General features: G+C 67.4%; 4 protein-coding genes. 3 read left to right on the top strand and 1 reads right to left on the bottom strand.

All coding sequences use genetic code 11. The features are described 5' to 3' along the window. Positions 1–158: 158 nt before the first annotated feature. The 3 genes from B8460_RS12510 to ruvC all read left to right on the top strand — a co-directional run bounded on the left by B8460_RS12510 (position 159) and on the right by ruvC (position 2,311). Entirely contained in the window at positions 159–971 is an 813-nt protein-coding gene (locus tag B8460_RS12510; RefSeq protein ID WP_048861936.1) for a TIGR00282 family metallophosphoesterase, read from the top strand. A gap of 70 nt (positions 972–1,041) precedes the next feature. Continuing rightward, a complete protein-coding gene (locus B8460_RS12515; RefSeq protein ID WP_048861937.1) occupies positions 1,042–1,791 on the top strand; it encodes a YebC/PmpR family DNA-binding transcriptional regulator in 750 nt (249 codons plus the stop codon). 19 nt (positions 1,792–1,810) lie between these two features. Beyond that, positions 1,811–2,311 (top strand): crossover junction endodeoxyribonuclease RuvC, encoded by a 501-nt coding sequence (gene ruvC, locus B8460_RS12520; RefSeq protein ID WP_048861938.1) that lies wholly within the window; start codon positions 1,811–1,813, stop codon positions 2,309–2,311. 9 nt (positions 2,312–2,320) lie between these two features. Here ruvC and B8460_RS20995 read toward each other — a convergent pair whose 3' ends face one another. After that, the gene (locus B8460_RS20995; RefSeq protein WP_148360583.1) at positions 2,321–2,881 is read right to left on the bottom strand and encodes a hypothetical protein; all 561 of its coding nucleotides are present in this window, start codon (positions 2,879–2,881) and stop codon (positions 2,321–2,323) included. Positions 2,882–3,235 lie beyond the last annotated feature (354 nt).

Genomic DNA, 3,235 nt, shown 5'->3' on the forward strand with positions numbered 1-3,235 from the left:
GCTATTACGACCGCACGCTGGCCGGCCTGCCGGGGGCGCAGGCGATCGGCTGCGCCTATGCGTTGCAGGAGATGGCGACCGTGCCCACCGGACCCCACGACATCCGCCTGCCCGCCGTCGCGACCGAGCGCGGCCTGATCCGCTGCGGCGGCTGAGCCGTGCGCATCCTGTTCCTCGGCGACACGGTGGGGCGCAGCGGGCGCGAGGCGGCGGCGGCGGCGCTGCCGGATCTGCGGGCCGCGCTGCGGATCGACCTCGCCATCGTCAACGCCGAGAACGCGTCGCACGGCTTCGGCCTCGCGCCGGACATGGCGGCGGCGCTCTTCGCGGCGGGGGCGGACGTGATCACGCTCGGCAACCACGCCTGGGACCGCCGGGAGATCATCCCCTACATCGCGGCGACGCCGCGGCTGCTGCGCCCGCTGAACTTCCCGCCGGGCACGCCGGGGCAGGGCAGCACGGTGGTCAGCCTCGCCGACGGGCGGCGGGCGCTGGTGATGAACGCCATGGGACGGCTGTTCATGGACCCGCTCGACTGCCCCTTCCGCGGCACGCAGGAGATGCTGGCGCGCCACCGCCTCGGCACCACGGTCCATGCGATCGTCTGCGACTTCCACGCCGAGGCGACGAGCGAGAAGATGGCCTATGCCCATGCGTTCGACGGTCAGATGTCGCTGGTGGTGGGGACGCACACGCATGTGCCGACCGCCGACCATCAGGTGCTGCCGGGCGGCACCGCGTTCCAGAGCGATGCCGGCATGTGCGGCGACTATGACAGCGTGATCGGCATGGCCAAGGAAGGCGCCGGAGCGCGCTTCTGGCGCAAGATGCCGGGCGAGCGCCTGGCGCCGGCCGAGGGGCCGGCGACCGTCTGCGGCCTGTTCGTCGAGACCGACGACGCAAGCGGCCTCGCCCGCCGGGTGGAGCCGGTGCGCCTGGGCGGCCGGCTGTCGCAGATGATGCCCGCCTAGGTCCCCCGCCAAGGCCCCCCGCCTGACGCCACCGCTTGACGCCGGCCGGCCGAGCGTCGAAATCGCCGGCATGGCCGGTCATTCCCAGTTCAAGAACATCATGCACCGCAAGGGCGCGCAGGATGCGCGGCGCGCCCGGCAGTTCGCCAAGGTGATCCGCGAGATCACCGTCGCCGCCCGCTCGGGCCTGCCCGATCCGGCGTCCAACCCGCGCCTGCGCGCGGCCATCTACGCGGCGCGCGAGGTCAACATGCCCCGCGACACGGTCGATCGCGCGATCAAGAAGGCGACCGGTGCCGGCGGCGGGGACGACTACGTGGAGGTCCGCTACGAGGGCTACGGCCCGGCCGGCGTCGCCGTGATCGTCGAGGCGCTGACCGACAACCGCAACCGCACGGCGTCGGACGTGCGCGCCGCGTTCAGCAAGCATGGCGGGGCGCTTGGGGAGACCAATTCGGTCAGCTTCCTGTTCAACCGTCTCGGCGTCGTGCGCTATCCCGCGAGCGTCGCCTCGGCCGACGACATGCTGGAGGCGGCGGTCGAGGCCGGCGCCGACAACGTCGAGACCGACGCCGACGCGCACGAGATCACCTGTGCCCCCGACGATTTCTTCGCCGTCCGCGACGCGCTCGAGAGCCGGTTCGGGCCGCCCGAGACGGCCAAGCTCGACTGGCGGCCGACCATGAGCGTGACCTTGGACGAGGACCGGGCGGCGTCGCTGCTGAAGCTGATCGACGCGCTCGACGACAACGACGACGTGCAGAACGTCTACGCGAACTTCGACATTCCGGACGCGGTGATGCAGAAACTCTCCGCCTGAACGGGCGGGGGCCACGCGGATGCTGCGTCTGCTGGGGGTCGATCCGGGACTGCGCCACACCGGCTGGGGCATCATCGCCGTGGACGGCAACCGGCTGATGCACGTGGCCGACGGGGTCATCAGCACCGACGGCGCCGACAGCGTGCCCGACCGGCTGCGCGCCCTGCACGACGCCCTCGCCGCCCTGATCGCCGCCCACGCGCCGCACGAGGCGGCGGTGGAGGAGACCTATGTCAACCGCAACGGCACCGCGACCTTGAAGCTCGGCTATGCCCGTGGCGTGGCACTGCTGGCGCCGGCGCTGGCGGGCATCCCGGTCGCCGAATATGCCGCCAAGTCGGTGAAGCTGTCGGTGGTCGGCACCGGCGGGGCGGAGAAGGCGCAGGTGGCGATGATGGTCCGCCGGCTGCTGCCCGGCGCCACGATCCGCCGCGCCGACGCGGCCGACGCGCTGGCCGTCGCGATCTGCCACGCCCACCACCGGGCGACGGCGCGCCGGTGGGTGCCGTCTAGGTTATGAATTGGAAACTTATTTCTCCGGCTCAGAGCTACGGCCAGAAGTAGTTGAAGGTGGAGCAAAGGGATTCACACCTCCGCCCGCTGCGGAGCCCGGCAGGCCGGCGCAAGTGCGATAAGCATTTGTTGCTTTCGTGCTGCCAACAAGAGACACGGTCCGCGGGCGCGTATTTCCTACGGTCAATACCATCTTGGTCGTATGATCCATGGCTTGTAGTAGTTCGACAATCTCGTCAGCCGTCAGTGTGGCTGCAACCATGTCATTAGTGGCCGTCCGTGTGGGAAAGCTTTTGTGTAACGCGCCGATATCGACAGACATTGTGCCCTCGGCATCAGCGGGTAGCGACCACGATTTATCGAGCACTCGCAGTTGTGTTCCGTCCATATCCGTTCTGAACGCGATGCCAGTCCCAAAATTAATCACGAGGCAAACATCCGGGGGCGCCAGCTCAGATGAGGAATGAGCACTGGCGGCCCAACCGCCAGATTCCGCAAGTATACGAAAGTCCTCGTCAGCAAGAGCTTGATGAGCCAAGAGGCCTATTGCGGCGAAAACAAACAGTAAACGGTACATATATACCTCCCAGCTATAGATCTTTCAAACGGTAGAGGCTGACTTGGTATCGCGCAATCAGGAATCCTGTGTCGGTCTTACAGCGTTCTTCGATGCTGGTTTCCGTTGCGCCATTCTCGTGGGTAATGCCCTTGCTGCCGCGTGCAGACGAGAGCCAAGTATCTGATTTAACAAAAAACTTCGAGCGTATGACATTCCTGCTCGCATGAGCCCGACGTGACCGGATGGGAGATGGTTGTATCGTGTCCTGCCCGCGAGCAAAGGTCCGCGGGTTGATCCTTAGCTTGCTGCAAACTGCAACGGATGGGCTGCTGCCGCTCGACTCGGACGCCTGCTAAAGGCTTCCCGCGCCAT

It is taken from the genome of Acidisphaera rubrifaciens HS-AP3 (assembly GCF_000964365.1).
Taxonomy (GTDB): Bacteria; Pseudomonadota; Alphaproteobacteria; order Acetobacterales; family Acetobacteraceae; genus Acidisphaera; species Acidisphaera rubrifaciens.